The 14,142-nt window shown below is 74.2% G+C and carries 13 protein-coding genes; 4 read left to right on the plus strand and 9 right to left on the minus strand.

Going from position 1 to position 14,142, the window contains the following annotated elements; all coding sequences use genetic code 11:
• Window positions 1-63 precede the first annotated feature (63 nt).
• Window positions 64-1,182, plus strand: a complete 1,119-nt coding sequence (gene recA / locus ACFQ8T_RS15065) for a recombinase RecA (protein ID WP_429762224.1) — start codon at window positions 64-66, stop codon at window positions 1,180-1,182.
• A gap of 40 nt (window positions 1,183-1,222) precedes the next feature.
• Window positions 1,223-1,897 carry a regulatory protein RecX gene (locus tag ACFQ8T_RS15070; protein ID WP_430547332.1) on the plus strand — a complete coding sequence of 225 codons (675 nt, stop codon included), beginning with the start codon at window positions 1,223-1,225 and terminating at the stop codon, window positions 1,895-1,897.
• 179 nt (window positions 1,898-2,076) lie between these two features.
• Here the strand turns inward: ACFQ8T_RS15070 and ACFQ8T_RS15075 are convergent, their stop codons facing one another.
• The 4 genes from ACFQ8T_RS15075 to ACFQ8T_RS15090 form a co-directional block, all read right to left on the minus strand.
• The gene (locus ACFQ8T_RS15075; RefSeq protein ID WP_430547333.1) at window positions 2,077-3,000 is read right to left on the minus strand and encodes an amino acid ABC transporter permease; all 924 of its coding nucleotides are present in this window, start codon (window positions 2,998-3,000) and stop codon (window positions 2,077-2,079) included.
• A complete protein-coding gene (locus tag ACFQ8T_RS15080; RefSeq protein WP_430547334.1) occupies window positions 2,997-3,686 on the minus strand; it encodes an amino acid ABC transporter permease in 690 nt (229 codons plus the stop codon). The genes ACFQ8T_RS15075 and ACFQ8T_RS15080 overlap by 4 nt, the downstream gene beginning before the upstream one ends.
• Before the next feature lie 124 nt (window positions 3,687-3,810).
• A complete protein-coding gene (locus tag ACFQ8T_RS15085) occupies window positions 3,811-4,671 on the minus strand; it encodes a glutamate ABC transporter substrate-binding protein (protein WP_430547335.1) in 861 nt (286 codons plus the stop codon).
• Window positions 4,672-4,800: 129 nt separating this feature from the next.
• Window positions 4,801-5,595, minus strand: coding sequence for an amino acid ABC transporter ATP-binding protein (locus ACFQ8T_RS15090; RefSeq protein ID WP_430547336.1), 795 nt, complete (start codon window positions 5,593-5,595; stop codon window positions 4,801-4,803).
• Window positions 5,596-5,828: 233 nt separating this feature from the next.
• Between ACFQ8T_RS15090 and miaB the strand changes: the two genes are divergently transcribed.
• On the plus strand, window positions 5,829-7,481 hold the full coding sequence (gene miaB / locus ACFQ8T_RS15095; protein WP_430547337.1) for a tRNA (N6-isopentenyl adenosine(37)-C2)-methylthiotransferase MiaB: 1,653 nt from the start codon (window positions 5,829-5,831) through the stop codon (window positions 7,479-7,481).
• A 28-nt stretch (window positions 7,482-7,509) separates the two neighbouring features.
• On the opposite strand, the gene ACFQ8T_RS15100 is transcribed toward miaB, so the two are convergent.
• Both ACFQ8T_RS15100 and ACFQ8T_RS15105 read right to left on the minus strand, forming a co-directional pair.
• Window positions 7,510-8,094 carry a YbjN domain-containing protein gene (locus ACFQ8T_RS15100; protein WP_430547338.1) on the minus strand — a complete coding sequence of 195 codons (585 nt, stop codon included), beginning with the start codon at window positions 8,092-8,094 and terminating at the stop codon, window positions 7,510-7,512.
• Window positions 8,091-8,666 (minus strand): YbjN domain-containing protein, encoded by a 576-nt coding sequence (locus ACFQ8T_RS15105; protein ID WP_430547339.1) that lies wholly within the window; start codon window positions 8,664-8,666, stop codon window positions 8,091-8,093. The genes ACFQ8T_RS15100 and ACFQ8T_RS15105 overlap by 4 nt, the downstream gene beginning before the upstream one ends.
• A 141-nt stretch (window positions 8,667-8,807) precedes the next feature.
• On the opposite strand from ACFQ8T_RS15105, the gene ACFQ8T_RS15110 reads away from it, so the two are divergent.
• Entirely contained in the window at window positions 8,808-9,512 is a 705-nt protein-coding gene (locus tag ACFQ8T_RS15110; RefSeq protein ID WP_430547340.1) for a hypothetical protein, read from the plus strand.
• Between the two features lie 33 nt (window positions 9,513-9,545).
• On the opposite strand, the gene ACFQ8T_RS15115 is transcribed toward ACFQ8T_RS15110, so the two are convergent.
• Genes ACFQ8T_RS15115 through ACFQ8T_RS15125 form a run of 3 tightly spaced genes read right to left on the minus strand, consistent with a single transcriptional unit; the run spans window position 9,546 to window position 14,028 of the window.
• A complete protein-coding gene (locus ACFQ8T_RS15115) occupies window positions 9,546-11,564 on the minus strand; it encodes a hypothetical protein (RefSeq protein WP_430547341.1) in 2,019 nt (672 codons plus the stop codon).
• Window positions 11,561-13,516, minus strand: a complete 1,956-nt coding sequence (locus tag ACFQ8T_RS15120) for an HSP90 family protein (protein WP_430547342.1) — start codon at window positions 13,514-13,516, stop codon at window positions 11,561-11,563. The genes ACFQ8T_RS15115 and ACFQ8T_RS15120 overlap by 4 nt, the downstream gene beginning before the upstream one ends.
• Window positions 13,513-14,028 carry a YbjN domain-containing protein gene (locus ACFQ8T_RS15125; RefSeq protein WP_430547343.1) on the minus strand — a complete coding sequence of 172 codons (516 nt, stop codon included), beginning with the start codon at window positions 14,026-14,028 and terminating at the stop codon, window positions 13,513-13,515. The genes ACFQ8T_RS15120 and ACFQ8T_RS15125 overlap by 4 nt, the downstream gene beginning before the upstream one ends.
• Window positions 14,029-14,142: the final 114 nt, after the last annotated feature.

A 14,142-nucleotide genomic window follows, 5' to 3' on the forward strand; every position in this document is an offset into this window, starting at 1 on the left:
ATGAGCACGCAGCCACGAACGCCGGCGCGCAGCCGCCGCGCCCAGAACGCAAAGGTGACCGACATGCCCGCAACGGCAGACCGCGAGAAGGCACTCGAGGCCGCGCTCGCCCAGATCGACCGCAGCTTCGGCAAGGGCTCGGTCATGCGCCTCGGCGACGAGGGTCGCGCGCCCGTCGAGGTCATCCCCACCGGCTCGATCGCGCTCGACATCGCGCTCGGCATCGGCGGCCTCCCGCGCGGGCGTGTCGTGGAGGTCTACGGGCCGGAGTCCTCCGGCAAGACGACCGTCGCGCTGCACGCCGTCGCCAGCGCCCAGCGGGCCGGCGGCATCGCGGCGTTCGTCGACGCCGAGCACGCGCTCGACCCGGAGTACGCCAAGAAGCTCGGCGTCGACACGGACGCCCTGCTGGTCTCGCAGCCGGACACCGGCGAGCAGGCCCTGGAGATCACGGACATGCTGATCCGCTCCGGCGCGCTGGACATCATCGTCATCGACTCGGTCGCGGCGCTCGTGCCGAAGGCCGAGATCGAGGGCGAGATGGGCGACAGCCACGTCGGCCTCCAGGCCCGCCTGATGTCGCAGGCGCTGCGCAAGATCACCGGTGCGCTGAGCGCGTCGGGCACCACGGCGATCTTCATCAACCAGCTCCGCGAGAAGATCGGCGTGTTCTTCGGCTCGCCGGAGACCACCACCGGCGGCAAGGCCCTGAAGTTCTACGCCTCGGTGCGCATGGACATCCGCCGCATCGAGACCCTCAAGGACGGCACGGACGCGGTCGGCAACCGGACCCGCGTCAAGGTCGTCAAGAACAAGATGGCGCCGCCGTTCAAGCAGGCGGAGTTCGACATCCTGTACGGCGTGGGCATCTCCCGCGAGGGCGGGCTCATCGACATGGGCGTGGAGCACGGGTTCGTGCGCAAGTCCGGCTCGTGGTTCACCTACGAGGGCGACCAGCTGGGCCAGGGCAAGGAGAACGCCCGGGCCTTCCTGAAGGACAACCCCGACCTGGCGAACGAGATCGAGAAGCGCATCAAGGAGAAGCTCGGTGTCGGCGCCAAGCTGGACGCCCCCGCGGCGGAGGCTCCGGCCACGGGCGCCGCGGGTTCCGCCACGGGGCTGAGCGTCGACCCGGCACCGACCGCCAAGGCGGGCGCCAAGGGCAAGAAGGCGCCGTTCTGACAGGCGCCGCGCTCGTCGCCGTCGACGGAGGAGGGGTCTCGTGACGTCGGGGGATACTGCCCCGGGCGGTCGCGGCGTGGGGAAGCGTCGCGGCCGCCGCCATGCCGGCTCGGACGCCGGCTCGGAGGGCGACGCGGACGGCGCCGCGCGCGGGCGGCAGCGCCGTCGCACAGTGGCCGAGCGGCTCGAGGCCGGCGAGCTGTCGCTCGAGGACGCCACGGAGAAGGCGCGCGAGACGCTGCTGCGCATCCTCACGGCGGCCCCGAAGAGCCGCGCGGAGCTGGAACAGTCGCTCGCCCGCAAGGGTTACCCGGAGGCGGTCGTGGGGCCGGTGCTGGACCGGTTCGACGAGGTGGGTCTGGTCGACGACGCCGCCTACGCCGACATGCTCGTGCGCACGCGGCACGCCGAGCGGGGGCTCTCGCGGCGCGCGCTGGCGATGGAGCTGCGCCGCCGCGGCATCACCGAGGAGACGGCCGCCGACGCGCTCGAGCAGGTGGACCCCGACGACGAGCGCGCGGCCGCTCTGGCCCTGGCCCGCAAGCACGTGGCACGCACCCGCGGGCTGGAGCGCGACGTGCGCGTCCGCCGCGCCGTCGGGGCGCTCGGGCGCAAGGGCTACGCGCCGGGCGTCTCCTTCGGCGTCGTGCGCGACGCCCTCACGGAGGAGGGCGAGGAGGGCCTCGAGGACGACTACCCCGGCGTGATGGACTGACTCGCGCGCTGGCAGCGGGCTCCGCCGCCCCCGGTGCCGTCGCCTCCACGTCCACGCCCGTCATGGGTCTCCGCCCGCAGGACAGGATCTCCTCGCACGCCCCTAGGACGACGGATGCCCCCGGACGCGAGAAGCGTCCGGGGGCATCCGTCGTCCTGCGTGGCAGGCGTGACCGCGCGTCAGGTCGCGGACGGGTCTCCGGTGGCGGCGATGGCGTTGCCCGGCCCCGTCGTCTTGCCGCCGGCGACGGTCGTCGGGTTGCCGATCCCGGGACCGGTCCCCGTGGCGCCGGACGTGCGCCCGCTGAGGTAGCGGGAGAGCCACCGCGCCACGGCGGTCAGCGCCCAGTTGATGACGATGAAGACCACGGCCGCGACGGTGAGCGTCTGCAGGTTGTTGCTGTGGCCGTTGCCGAAGATCTGCGCGGCGCGCAGCAGCTCGTCGTAGGTGATGATCTGGCCCAGGGCGGTGTCCTTGAGGACCACGACCAGCTGGGAGACCAGCGCCGGCAGCATCGCGATGAGGGCCTGGGGGAGCTGGATCGAGCGCAGCACCTGCCCACCCGTGAGCCCGACCGCGAGGCCTGCCTCGGACTGGCCCCTCGGCAGGTTGCCGACGCCGGCCCGCACCAGCTCCGCGATGACGGAGCCGTTGTACAGGATGAGCGCCACGACCACGGCCAGGAACGCCGGCTCGGTGCCGATCCGGTTGAAGCCGAACAGGAGCCAGAAGAAGATCATCATGAGCAGCACGGGCACGGCGCGGAAGAACTCCACGACGACGCCGCTGATCCAGCGGACGGTCCGCGATCGTGCGAGGCGCCCCGACCCGAAGATCAGCCCGAAGAGGATCGCCCCCACGATGGCGAACCCGGCCGCGCGCAGGGTGTTCTGCAGGCCCGGGATGAAGTAGTCCTGCCAGGCGCTCGACGTGAAGACGGGACCCCACAGGTCCCAGGAGAGCTGGCCCTTGCGGCCCAGCTCGACCAGGACCACCGCCGCGATGCCGAGGACGACGAGCGCGCCGACGACGTTGCCGAGGACGATCCATCGCCGGGCACGCGGGCCGGGGGCGTCGAAGAGGACGGAGTGCTGGGAGCTCATCGGCGCACCGCCAGTCGGTTGGAGAGGTACGTGGTGAGCAGGCCGATGGGGATCACGAGGATGACGAAGCCGATCGCGAAGGTCATGAAGATCGCGTAGATGAGGTCGGCGTTGCTCTCGATCATCTCCCGCATCAGCGTCGAGGTCTCCGTGGAGACGCTCGCCGCGGCGGCCACCGTGGAGTTCTTCAGCAGCGCGATGAGGGTGTTGCCGAGGGGCGCGACCGAGCCACGGAACGCCTGCGGCAGGATGATGAGGCGCGCCGCCGGCAGGAAGGGCAGCCCGATCGCGCGGGCGGCCTCCGCCTGACCCAGCGGCACGGTGTTGACCCCCGAGCGGATCGACTCGCAGACGAACGCCGCGTGGTAGACGGTCAGGCCGATGACGGCGAAGCGGAAGAAGTTCTGCGCGAAGTCGTCGGACAACGAGATCTGCAGCTGCGTCCACACGGCCAGGAACGTGAACGTCATGATGACGGTCAGCGGCGTGTTGCGCAGGATGTTCACGTACGCGGCGCCGGCCCACTGCAGGCTCGCGATCGGCGAGATGCGCATGAGCGCGAGCACGGTCCCGAGGACCAGCGAGAAGATCGCGGCCCAGAACGTCAGCTGGATGTTGACCCAGAACGCTCCGAGCACGTCGTAGTTCGCGAAGAGCTCGCTGAACTGGGACAGGAAGTCACCCACGGTGTGTCAGCCTCCCGGGGGATGCGGCCGGAGCCGCGGTGGACGGGCGAGTGGTCGACACGCGGGGGGAGCGGCGCGGCCGCGCCGCTCCCCCCGGTGCCGATCGGACGGTCGGACGGCCTCGTCAGGCGCAGGCGTCCGGCGTCGGCGGGTTGAGGTCGGCGTTGGGCGTGTAGCCGGTGCCCTCGGTGTTCGCCTGGACGGCCTTCTCCCACGACCCGTCGTCGATCATCGACGTGATGGCCGCGTTGATGTCCTCGCAGGTGTCGTTGTCCTGCGGGAGGCCGACGCCGTAGTTCTCCTCGGAGAACGGGTTGCCCACGACCTTGACCTTGCCCTTGTTGGCGTCCTGCGCGGCGAGGCCGGCGAGGATGATGTCGTCGGTCGTGACCGCGTCGACCTGGCCGGCGGTGAGCGCGGTGACGCACTCGGCGTAGCCGGGCCGCTCCACGAGCTGCACACCCTCGGCGTACTCGTCCTTGATGCGCTGCGCCGACGTCGAGCCGGTCACCGAGCAGAGGTTCTTGCCCTCGAGCGTCTCGGGGCCGGTGATGTCGGTGTTGTCCTCGGCGACGAGGAGGTCCTGGCCGGCGATGAAGTACGGGCCGGCGAACGCGACCTGCTCCTTGCGCTCGTCGGTGATGGAGTAGGTCGCGAAGATCATGTCGACCTGGCCGGTCTGCAGCATGGTCTCGCGGTTGGCCGACGGCGCCTCGACCCACTCGATCTGGTCCTCCGAGTAGCCGAGCTTGTCCGCGACGTAGCGGGCGACGTCGGTGTCGAAGCCGGTGTACTCGCTGCCGTCCTGGTAGCCCAGGCCGGGCTGGTCGAACTTGATGCCGATCTTGATGGAGTCGCCGCCACCGGAGCCACCGGTCTCGTCGCCGCCACCACCACCGCCACCGACCTCGCCGCCGCCGCAGGCGGCGAGCGTGAGAGCGGTCAGTGCGGCGAGCGCCGCGGCCCCTGCGTGTCGTGTGCGCATCGTTCTTACCCTTCGTTGTGGTCGCCCGGGCGGGCCGGGGACGCCGATGTCAGGTCCCGGTCCGCGCGGCCGGCGGGGGTTCCCGCCCTTGCGTGGCTGTGGTCGTGGGGAGGTCGGGTCGTGGGCGGGTCAGTGGGAGAGGATCTTGGACAGGAAGTCCTTGGCACGGTCGCTCTTCGGCGCGGTGAAGAACTCCTCGGGGGTGGCCTCCTCGACGATCTGGCCGTCCGCCATGAAGACGACGCGGTTCGCGGCCTTGCGGGCGAAGCCCATCTCGTGGGTGACGACGATCATCGTCATGCCCTCCTTCGCGAGCGCGACCATGACGTCCAGGACCTCGTTGATCATCTCCGGGTCGAGCGCCGAGGTGGGCTCGTCGAAGAGCATCACCTTGGGCTTCATCGCCAGCGCCCGGGCGATCGCGACGCGCTGCTGCTGACCACCGGAGAGCTGGGCGGGCATCTTCTGGGCCTGGTTCTTCACCCCGACCCGGTCGAGCAGCTGCAGGGCGCGCTCCTTCGCGGCCGACGAGCGCTCCTTGCGGACCTTGACCGGCCCGAGCGTGACGTTCTCCAGGATCGTCTTGTGCGCGAAGAGGTTGAACGCCTGGAACACCATGCCGACGTCGGCCCGCAGCTTGGCCAGGGCCTTGCCCTCCTCGGGCAGGGGCTGGCCGTCGATCCGGATCTCGCCGGAGTCGATCGTCTCGAGGCGGTTGATCGCCCGGCACAGGGTGGACTTCCCGGAGCCGGACGGGCCGATGACGACGAGCACCTCGCCCCTGCGCACGGTGAGGTCGATGTCCTGGAGCACGTGCAGCTCGCCGAAGTGCTTGTTGACGTTCTTCAGCTCGACGAGCGGGGCACCGAGGGAGGACGACGCCTCGGCGGGGTCGGTCGTCGTGGTCGCATCGCCGTGATCCATCTGTCGAACCTATCCACTCGGTGTTTCCGCGACCAGCACCGGGTTGTCCGGTTCCGCAACGGTTCAGTAACAGTGCACGCGCAGGGCGCGCGGTCCGAGTCCCGGCGGCGGTGGCCGCGTGTCTCGAGCGTCGTGGGTCGCGGTCGTCGTGCGACGGCGTCGTGCGGCGCTCTCGAGCGATGGGTGGGTCACCTCGTCGGGGCCCGGCCGTCGGGCACCGTACCCTAGATGCGATGTCCAGTACCACGCAGAGCCCCGCCGTGTCGGCACGTCCCACCGACGAGCCGTCCGGCCAGCGCACCTATCTCGTGCGCACCCTGGGCTGCCAGATGAACGTGCACGACTCGGAGCACATGGCCGGCATGCTCGAGCAGGCCGGCTACGCGCGCGCCACCGCCGAGGACGAGGCGGCCAGCCGCGCCGACGTCGTCGTGATCAACACCTGCGCCGTGCGCGAGAACGCCGCGACCCGGCTCTACGGGAACCTCGGGCAGCTCGCCGGGATCAAGTCGGACCGGCCGGGGATGCAGATCGCGGTCGGCGGCTGCCTCGCGCAGAAGGACCGCGGCGAGATCGTGTCCAAGGCGCCGTGGGTGGACGTCGTCTTCGGCACGCACAACCTGGACGCGCTCCCGGTCCTCCTCGAGCGGGCCCGCCACAACGCCGAGGCCCAGGTGGAGATCGCCGAGTCGCTGCAGGTCTTCCCCTCCACGCTGCCTACGCGGCGCGAGTCCGTGTACGCGGGCTGGGTGTCGATCTCGGTCGGCTGCAACAACACCTGCACGTTCTGCATCGTGCCGCACCTGCGTGGCAAGGAGCGCGACCGCCGTCCGGGGGAGGTCCTGGCGGAGGTCGAGGCGCTCGTGGCCGCCGGGGCCGTCGAGGTCACGCTGCTGGGCCAGAACGTCAACAGCTACGGCGTCGAGTTCGGCGACCGCGGCGCGTTCGCGAAGCTGCTGCGCGCCTGCGGCGCGATCGAGGGGCTGGAGCGCGTGCGCTTCACCTCCCCGCACCCGGCGGCGTTCACCGACGACGTCATCGAGGCCATGGCCGAGACGCCGAACGTCATGCCGAGCCTGCACATGCCGCTGCAGTCCGGCTCGGACCGCGTGCTGCGCGCCATGCGCCGGTCGTACCGGTCGGCCAGGTTCCTCGGCATCCTCGACCGCGTGCGGGACGCCATGCCGGACGCCGCGATCACGACCGACATCATCGTGGGCTTCCCGGGGGAGACGGAGGAGGACTTCCGCGAGACGCTGCGCGTCGTGGAGGCCTCGCGGTTCAGCTCGGCGTTCATGTTCCAGTACTCCCCGCGCCCCGGCACGCCGGCCGCGACCATGGAGGAGCAGCTGCCCAAGGAGGTCGTGCAGGAGCGGTTCGAGCGCCTGCTGGCCCTCCAGGAGCGCATCGCCGGCGAGGAGGCCGCCCGCCAGGTCGGGCGCACGATCGACGTCCTGGTCTCCGAGGGCGCCGGCAAGAAGGACGGCGCGACGCACCGGCTCTCCGGACGCGCCCCCGACAACCGGCTCGTGCACCTCGCGCTCCCCGCCGACCTGCTCGACGACGTCGCCGCCGGGGCCGAGGGCCTCGCCGGCGCCCCGGCCTCGCTCGAGGACCCGCGGCTCGCCGACGCCGCGACCCTCGACCCGCGCCTGCCGCGCCCGGGCGACGTCGTGACCGTGGGGGTCACGCGGTCGGCGCCGCACTTCCTCGTCGCGGACGCGGTGCTCGACGGCGGCGCGTACGCCGTGCGCCGCACCCGGTCGGGTGACGCCTGGGCGCAGCGGGAGACGGCGCGCCTCGGCGGGGGAGAGGACGAGCACTCCCACGGCACGGCGCCGTCCGCGGGCCCGGTCGTGCTCGGGATGCCCTCGCTGCGGGCCTGACGGTCAGGGGCGCTCGGGCCGGGCCGGCTCAGGACGGGCCGTCGGTCTCCGGCCCGCCAGGCGTCATCGCGCCCACGGTGCTGAAGAACTGCGACGACGTGACGAGTCCGCACGACACGGTGGCGGCGAGCTGTTCGTCCGTCGCGCCGTGCTCGAAGTCCACCGACACCTCGGTGTAGAGCGCGAGCCGTTCACCCTCCGCTCGGGCGTACACCTTGGGCCACACCCGCTCGCGGTTCCAGTCGTTCACGGCCTGCAGCACCGCCAGGCGGGCGCCCTCGGGCACCGTGCCGGCCCAGCGGCCGCGCACCTGCAGGATCTCGTCGTGGTCGCCGAGCAGGAGGAACCAGAACCGGTTGCCGTCCCACGTGCCGGTCACGTCGCCGTCGTCGTCCGTGCGGAACCGGTAGCCCCGGCGGGTCAGGTCGTCCGCGACACGGGCGTGGGACAACGGCCTCGGCGTCGTGCCGCGCGGTCCCGCGGGCGCGCGCTCCGCGCGGGCGGCCACGCGTGCGCCGGCGTCCTGCACGGCGCGACCGACCGCGTCCGCCGCTCGCCGGACGCCGCCGAGCAGCCGGCGGGCGGTGCCGCCGGACCGGTGTGCGCCGGTCACGACGCGTCCCGCAGCGGGTCGCGGAACGTGGTGTCGAGGTGCTCGAAGAACATCGACCCCGTGCTGAGGCCGCACTGCAGCAGCTGGTCGAGCTGCGCCTCGCCGACCGCGCTGCCGACGTCCACCGTGACCTCCGCGCACACGACGACGGAGCCGTCGTCGCGCACGCGCACGTACGTCTTGGGCCAGATCCGCTCGGCGTTCCACTCGTTGCAGAGCTCGAGGATGTCGCCGAGGCGATCGATGCTGAGGTCGCGGTGCCACTGGCCGCGGACCTGGAGCACCTCCGACCGCTCGCCCAGCACGAGGAAGTAGAACAACCAGCCGTGCCAGAGCCCGCCGACGTCTCCGTCGGAGTCGACGAAGTAGGAGAAACCGGACCGTTCCAGCCAGTCCGTCACGCGGTCGCGCGACAACGGGGCCAGCGCGTCGTCCGCGCCGACGTGGTCGGCGAGCAGACCCTCGATCCGGTCGTGGAGCTCGTCGTCCCGAAGGTCGCCCACGAGCTCGTCCTCCCGGCCGACGGAGGTCGGCCGGATCTTGCTTGCCCGGCGTGAACCGAAGAACCTCACCCGTCCACGCTACACGTCGGGACCCACGGCGGGGTGAGTGCGCCGAGGGCCGGACGGCGTGGGGAGCGGGCCGTGCCGGCCGCCGCCGCGGTGGCAGGGGCGTGACGAGGGCGGTCGCGAGGGCGAGGGTAGGTTGGGCGCGTGCCAGCCCGCGCCGTCGTCCTCCCAGGAACGTCCCTGCTCGTGCCCGGTGCCGGCGGCGGCGCCGACCTCCTCGCTGACGTCCGCGTCGCGGTGGCCGCGGCCCTCGACCGGCTGGTGGCCGCGTCCGTCACCCCGGCGACGACGCGGCGGGACGGTGACGCACCTCTCGTGGTGCTGGGGGCCGTGCCTCGGGGGGCGGGCGGCGGTTTCGGTCGGCGGCGGCCGTCCCTCGCGGGGGCGGGTGTCGCCGACCGCTGGGTGCCCGACGTCGCCGGGTGGGCCCGGGCGGACCCGGCGCCGGCCCGTCCGGCGCACGTGCCGGCATCGGTGGCGCTGCTCGCGCTGCGCGCCGCGCTGCGGCGAGCGGGACACGACGGACCGCCCGACGTCGTCGTGCTCGAGGTGTCCGACGCCGCCGGGGCGCCGGCCGAGGCGGTCGCCGCGCTGCACCGCGCCCCCGCGGTCGTCGTCGCGGGGGGCGCCGCGCCCGGGGCCCCGGGCGCCGCGGCGGTGCCGGACCCGCAGCCGGGCTCGACGCCCGACCGGGGACCCGGCTGCCCGGTGCTCCTCGCGCCGGCGGTCTCGGCCCTGCTGGACGGCGCCGTGGCGCCGGGCCGGTGGTCGTGGGGCGTGACGACCGTCCCCGGCGGCCACGAGCACCTGCCGCCGTCCTACGGAATCGCCGAGGGACGCGTGGGCTGACCAGCCGACCGGCCCTGCGCCGGGTGCCGGGCGTCAGGGCACGAGCGACGCGGCGACGGCGTCGGCCTCCTCGGCGCGACCCAGACCCCGGAGCGTCCCGACGAGCTCGTCCGCGACGGTGGCCAGGTCCGCCCGCGCGCCCACCGCCGCGAGACCTTCCAGCGCGGCCCGCAGCGGGTCGACCGCCGCGGTGGCGTCGCCCGTGGCCCGGAGCGCGCTGCCGGCCAGCCAGAACGCGTGGGCGGCGTCGAAGGGGAGGCCGGCACGACCGAACTCCTCGGCCACCGTCTCCGCCTGGCGCGCCGCCTCGGCGTGCTGCCCCGCGGTCGCGAGGAGGCGGGCGCGCACGTCGCGCAGCTGCCGCTCCTCGGCGGCGGCGAACGCGGCGCGGCGGGTCGCGAGGTCCTCCGACAGCGCGGGCGTCGGCGCCGCGGGCGCCTCGTCCGCGGGGCGCGCGACGTCCTCGAGCACCCGCTCGACGGCGGCGAGGGCGGCGTCGACGTCGCCGACGCGAGCCTGGGCCCCGGCGGCGGCCCGGACCACGGGGCCCACGTAGGCGGGGTCGGTCCCCGCGGCCCGGAGCAGGCCGACGGCCCGACCGAACGCGGGCACCGCGCCCTCGTCGTCGCCCAGGGCGGCGGCGACCTGCGCGGCCTCGGCCAGGGCGAAGCCGGCGTCCTCGAGCCGCCCGGCCTCCTCGGCCACGCGGGCGGCGGTGAGGTAGGCCGCGGAGGCCTCGACGGGGTCGGGCTCGAGCTCCGCCCGTGCGAGAGCGGCGGCGACCGGGTCGGCGTCGTCGCGCGGGTCCGTCACGCCGGCGAGGTCGACGCCGGCGGGGGAGCCCGCGTCCGCGCCCGCGAGAGACGTGGGCAGCCCGTCGGTGAGCACGTCGGTCAGCGCGTCGGGCACCGGGCCGGGGGCGGGGTCGGTCGCGGCGGCCGTGCGCTCGGCGGCGGCGAGCACGCCGAGCTCGACGGGAAGGCGGCGCGACTGCCGTTCCCACGCGGCGTCGAGCAGGCGGGCGTGCCGGTCGGTGCCGTGCCGGGCGTCGAAGGCGCGGGCGACCGGCGCGAGCTCGCCGCGCGCCCACGCGTCCAGCTCGGCGACCGTGCGCGCCGGCACCCCCGCGAGCTCGACGGGCGTCTCGGCGTGCGTCTCGCGCAGCACGCCCGTGGCGACCGCGACGTGGGTGAGCACGGCGAAGCGCTCGCCCGGCGAGTCGGACACCGTGAGGTGCTCGGGGGAGGCGTGCAGGAGCCGCAGGGCGCGCTCCGGGTGCCCGGTCCGCGCGAGGAACTCCACGTGGCGGGAGGTGGCGATCTCCTTCGACACCGCGGCGTCGAGGTGGCTCATCGCGCTGCGGTGCGCGGCCGCGGCACCCGCGGCGTCGCCCAGGTCCAGCAGGAGCAGCTGCAGCAGGGACTCCATCCCCGCGGGCTCGTCGCCGCAGGTGGCGCCCGACGCGACGGCGGCGCTCACGACGTCGGCCGCCTCGCGGACGCGGCCGGTCTCGGCGAGGTACTCCGCCTGACCGGCGGGCAGGCAGGCGGCGCAGTCCGAGAAGGAGTCGCGGGGCGTGGTGATCCAGGTGCGGTACGCCTCCTCCGTGCCGGGGGCACCCTGGGCGCGCAGCCAGGCGAACCGCTCGCCGGCCACCGCGCTGGTCCCGTTCCCGGCCAGCGCGTAGCGGCGCTCCATGTCGTCGAGCGTCGCGTCGAGCTGTGCGGTCGGGACGGAGGGGAAGCGGGCGAGCAGGCCCACCATCCACTTGAACGACCAGAACAGCGAGTGGGTGTCGCTGCCGTCGAACAGCTCCGGGTGCTCGTCCCACCAGCGCAACAGCTGCGTGAACGGCAGGAACGCCTTCTCGGCCTCGGGCGTCGAGGTGTACGAGTCCACCAGCGCGAACAGGGCGTACGCGCGGGCCTCGTCCGGGCCCTCCGCGGTGATGCGGGCGGCCTCCTGCTCCGCGGCGGCGCTGCGCGCGACGCCGTACGGCATGCTCATGATCGTCGAGACGGCGCGGTTCGCCTCGTCCAGGGTGCGGGTCATCGGGCGTCGTCCTCGGTGTCGGTGGTGCGGGGCTCGGTGGTGCGGGGCTCGGTGGTGCTGGCGTCGGGCAGGGCACGCTCGAGCAGCGTGCGCAGGGCGTGGTCGAGCAGGCTCGCCTCGGCGCCGGCCAGCGGCCGGCCCGACGCGAGCAGGGCGGTCACGTACAGCGACCGGGCGCCCGCCGCGCGGACGGGGGCGTCGTCGGCCGCGAGCAGCGCGCGGACCGTCGGGTTGGCGTCGTTCAGCACGAGACGGCGGGCACGGGCCGGGCCGGCGAGGCCGGTGAGGACGGAGCCCCAGACGTCCGTGGCGTCGCCGACGGGGGCTGCGGCCGCGCGGGCCTGACGGGCGTGCTCCCCGTCCCGGTCGGTGAGCACCATCGCGGGCACCTCGGACGGCGAGAAGACCCGCAGCTGGACGTCGCAGTCCTGGTCGGCGAGGTCGTCGCCGAGGGCGGCGAGCGCGGCGGTCACCTCGAGCTCGCGCAGCGGCTCCACCTCGCCCAGCACGGCCTCGAGGTCGCCCGGCGCCACCGGGGCGAGGCGCCACCCCGGTCGTCGCCGGGCGACGCGGGCGAGCAGGTCGGCGTCGTAGACGTACCCCGCGTTGAGCACCGGCAGGCCCTGCGCCGCGGCGACCGCGGCCACCCGGCGGTACTCCTCGACGCTGGTGGTCCACAGCACCCGCGCGGGCGCCTCCCCGTCGGAGGGCTCGGCCAGGTCGGCGAGCGTGCGCGTGCCGACGGTGGTCTCGAACGGCAGCACCCGGGCGGCGAGGTCGAGCATGGCGTCGTCCTGCACCGCCAGGGCGCGGACCGCGAGGTGGTGCGTGGACAGGAACGACCGTGCCAGCGGCGACGGCTCGGCCAGCGTCTCGAGGGCCCAGGCACGGACCTGCTCGCCGAGCGCCTCGCGGGTGGCGAACAGCACGTCGTCCTCGAACAACCCCTCGCGCGACGCCGTCGGCCGCAGGGCGGACGCGTCGACGACGCAGCGGACGAAGAACGCCCACTCGGGCAGGAGGCTCTCGACGCCCGTGCCGAGCAGCATGCGCTTGAGCGACACCCGGTGGTGCGCGGCGGTCGTCGGCGCCACGGCGGCGGGGAGCACGAACGCGACCCCGCTGAGCCCGGCGACGGGCAGGTCGAGGTCGATGTGGGCCAGCGGCGTGAAGCCGAGGGTGCGCTCGCAGTACGCCGCCAGCGCCCGCGCGCGCTCGGCGTCGTCCGCACGGGTCGCGCGCCAGGGCAGCTCGCCTCCGCTGAGGCGGCGCCTGACCGTGCCGCCGTCGTCCAGGCGCACCTCGACCGACACGTCCACGGGCAGCAGCCCGCCGAAGTCGGCGGCGAGGGCCGCGACGGTGTCGGGCTCGAGCCAGTGCTCCGCGTCGCGCAGCGGGCGCAGCCGGACGACGCTCCCGGGCTCGCCGGGAGCCGAGGGGTCGGCGGGGTCGAGCTCGGTGAGCTCGTACCGCCCGTCGGCGTAGCCGCGCCACCGCACGGGCGCGGCCTGCGGGTCGCGCGCCGAGCGCGACACGAGGTCGATCTCGTCGGCGACCATGAACGCCGACAGCAGGCCGATCCCGAACTGGCCGAGGAACTCCTCGCGCCCGCCCCCGAACCCCGTGCCGAGAGCCCCGGCGAGCGGGTCGGCCGGGTCGGCAGGCCCGGCGTCGCGCTTCGAGCTGTGCCCGATCGTGGCCAGCAGGTCGCGGGCCTCGTCGGCGGTGAGGCCGACGCCCGTGTCGTGCACCTCGAGACCGCCGTCGTCCAGCGGGCGCAGCAGCACGCGCGCGGGCGCGTCGGCGTCCAGGGCGCGGCGCGCGGTGATCGCGTCGACGCCGTTCTGCAGCAGCTCGCGCAGGTAGACGCGGGGGCTCGAGTACAGGTGCCGGCTCAGCAGCTCGACCAGCCCGCGCAGGTCGACCTGGAAGGCGTCGGTGCCGCTGGTCACCGCGCGTCGCCCGCCGCGGGGCGTGCGGCCTCCTGCTCCGCCCCCTGCGGGCCGTCGCCCGCCGGGTAGCGCTCGTCCAGCATCTCGAAGAAGGACAGGCCCGTGGCGAGGCCGCAGTCGACGATCCGCTCGAGCTGCTCGTCGTTCGCGCCGCTGCGCAGGTCGGTGGCCACCTCGGCGTACACGACGACGGCCGAGCCGTCGTCCTCCGGGCGTGCGAAGACCTTGGGCCAGATGCGCCCCACGTTCCACTCGTTGATGAGCGCGGTGAGCGTCCCCAGCCCGGAGACCGGGAGCGTGCGGCTCCATCGACCGCGGATCTGCAGGATCCCTGCGGGCTCGCCCACGAGCAGGAAGTAGAACGTGTTCTCGTCCCAGACCCCGCCGAGGTCGCCGTCGTCGTCGATGCCGAAGTACCACTCGCGGCGCGTCATCAGCGCCTCCAGCCGGTCCCGGGTGAGCGGGGCGGGGGCGGCGGTGGCCGCGTCGGTGGGCTTGGTGAAGAAGGCCATGGGTCCTCGTCCTGTGCGGGAGCCGGGGCGCACGCGTCGTCGCGCCGGGCTCGGTGGGTGGCGAAGGACACCCTAACCAGCCTGTCCGACAGCCTTCGGACGGCGGGCTAGGGT

It is taken from the genome of Isoptericola sp. NPDC056618 (assembly GCF_042792715.1).
GTDB classification, from domain to species: domain Bacteria; phylum Actinomycetota; class Actinomycetes; order Actinomycetales; family Cellulomonadaceae; genus Isoptericola; species Isoptericola nanjingensis.